This is a genomic window from Ligilactobacillus acidipiscis DSM 15836 (genome assembly GCF_001435755.1).
Taxonomy (GTDB): Bacteria; Bacillota; Bacilli; order Lactobacillales; family Lactobacillaceae; genus Ligilactobacillus; species Ligilactobacillus acidipiscis.
Map to the genome: position 1 here is coordinate 1 of NZ_AZFI01000230.1, position 2,305 is coordinate 2,305.

Sequence of the window (2,305 nt, forward strand, 5' to 3'; positions counted from 1 at the left end):
ATTCATCAACAGGATTTGACAAAGAGCCATTAATTCTAGTACGAGACTTATCTGAAATAAAGAAAGACTTTCTGACAGTTCCTTTGCTTATAAATCTAAGATAAATTTGTGGAGTGCTTTGCCAACGCCACTGTGGTCATTGTCATCAGTGATATGATCGGCAGCTTTTTTGACGGCGGGGACCCCGTTGCCCATCGAAACCCCAAGTTCCGCGGCTTTAAACATCGGCAGGTCATTGATCTCATCGCCGATTGCCATCGTTTCTTGTTTTTTAAGCCTTAGTTCTTGAGCGAGATCTGTGAGAGCTTGCCCCTTGTTGGCGTCTTGATCGAGGACTTCTAGCAAAAATGGGCGAGAGCGGACTACATAATAGCTGCTGCCAAACTTTTGCTGAATTTCGGGTTCAATTTCATCTAGGATCTCGGGGACTTCGGTGATCCCAAATTTGGCAAAAGTCCGCTGGGAAAAGTCGGCTATGTGATCAAAAACTTGGAGTGGGGCCTGGTACTTGGCCGCCAACTGGACAGTATAAAAGCCGACTCGCATGTCGGTCGTGCACATTGTGGAGGTAGAATCGATGGCGTTATAATGCCAGTGATTTTGCTGACAAAGTTGCGCCAATTGACTCACTGTTTGTTGTGCGAGAGTGTGGGTCGCCAGCGTTTTTCCGGTGACGGTTTGTACCAAAGCGCCATTGTCGACGATCACGTATTGGTCGTTAGAAGTGATCCCGGCCTGTTTCAGAAAACGTTTGACGCCGGCTAATGGTCTAGCCGAGCACAAGACGATCTTAATTCCTAGCTGTAGTGCTTGCTGGATCGACTGGATATTTTCTGTGGTTAACTTGCGTTCAGGCGCCGATGTCAGCAAAGTATTGTCAATATCGATCGCCGCTAATTTAATTGCCATTTTACGAGTGATCCTTTCGTTTTAGTTTCTAAGCAACCATATCTTAACACATCTAAATAAAAAAATAGAAATGGCTCTCTTTGGCGTATTTATGAGTGAGTGCGCAAAAATGGCAAATTTGTCCGTCTGAAAAACAGGTCGGCTTGCGAAACGGCGGAAAACGTTTGGCGGTCAGAAGTCCTGTTAAAGAGCAGACGTGGCAGACCCATCACTCAAAAAACTCACTGTCTTAGGTAGTATCTACCTAAAATAGTGAGTTTTTTATTAATCGTTAAAATTGCCTGTTTCAACATCCTTGAGAAATGTCATCAAGTGGTCGAAGTAAACTGGTGCGTTGTCGACCATATGATGGTGACCGCCATTAGGTGTAGTTACAAAACGTGCATGGGGGATGGTTTCAGCCATGCGTTTGCCAGTAGCAAGCGGCATTGATTCGTGTTCGCCGTAAGTTATCAAGGTTGGCAATTGAATGTTGTGAATATCTTTGCTGCGGTCCCAGCCGGCTAACTTGCCAGTAACGACGAATTCGTTATCCCCTTGGAAGTAATTGTAAACCTGAACTCCCATTGTAGAGGTCAAATGACTGATTGCGGCAGGTTGCTTACGATCGATGTAATCCTTATTTAGTTTCTCAATCAATTCTTCATAGCGTTCATTAAAGTCATTTTTGGCTTCGCAGTCTTTCAGGAAGGCCAATTCTTCTGGGCTAAATTCAGATTCACGGATCTTGGTGATATTTTCCATATATTCATCAATGTTGTCGGTCATTGATGAAATGATGATACCCTTCAAGTGGTCAGGGTATTTCAGCGCGTATTCTTGAACTAAGGCACCGCCCCATGACTGACCGATCAAGTAAAAATTATCTAAGCCAAGTTTTTGGCGAACTTCTTCGACTTCATCGACAAAGTATTCCATGTGCATAAACTTGTCGATGTTTTCTTGTTTAGTAAAATCAGGCTGGTCAGAATACCATGAACCTAACTGATCGTACATTGTTACCTGAACGTTCAAGTCTTTCAGCTTTTCAGCAAAGTTCTCATAGTATTCATGGTTTCCGCCAGGGCCGCCATGTAAACATAATAGTTGGATGTCACCGCCAACGTTGTCTGTACGTGTCCACAAGTGATAACCGTTGTCTAAAGTAATGATCGTGTTTCCTTCGCGCATTGCTTTCACCTAGTTTCTTAAAATTTTATGTAGAAAACTGTGTATCTCACCAGTAACTAACATAATGCTATGAGGATATTCTAACATTTAATTGGGTAAATTTGTGGGGATCAGAGATTTTTTCGAGTGGTTAGGCGATTTTAGCGGGTAGTTTACCGAGTCGCAGGAAAAAGTGGTCAGGAATAAAGTTTATGAGAAATGTGACGCAAACTCTGGCGAAGTAAGT

General features: G+C 43.2%; 2 protein-coding genes. Both read right to left on the bottom strand.

The window, feature by feature from the left end; translation table 11 throughout:
* Positions 1–87 precede the first annotated feature (87 nt).
* Entirely contained in the window at positions 88–909 is an 822-nt protein-coding gene (locus FC65_RS10170) for a Cof-type HAD-IIB family hydrolase (protein WP_056972602.1), read from the bottom strand.
* Between the two features lie 264 nt (positions 910–1,173).
* Positions 1,174–2,079: a proline iminopeptidase-family hydrolase gene (locus FC65_RS10175; RefSeq protein WP_056972604.1), complete on the bottom strand. Its 906-nt coding sequence runs from the start codon at positions 2,077–2,079 to the stop codon at positions 1,174–1,176.
* Between the last annotated feature and the right edge of the window lie 226 nt (positions 2,080–2,305).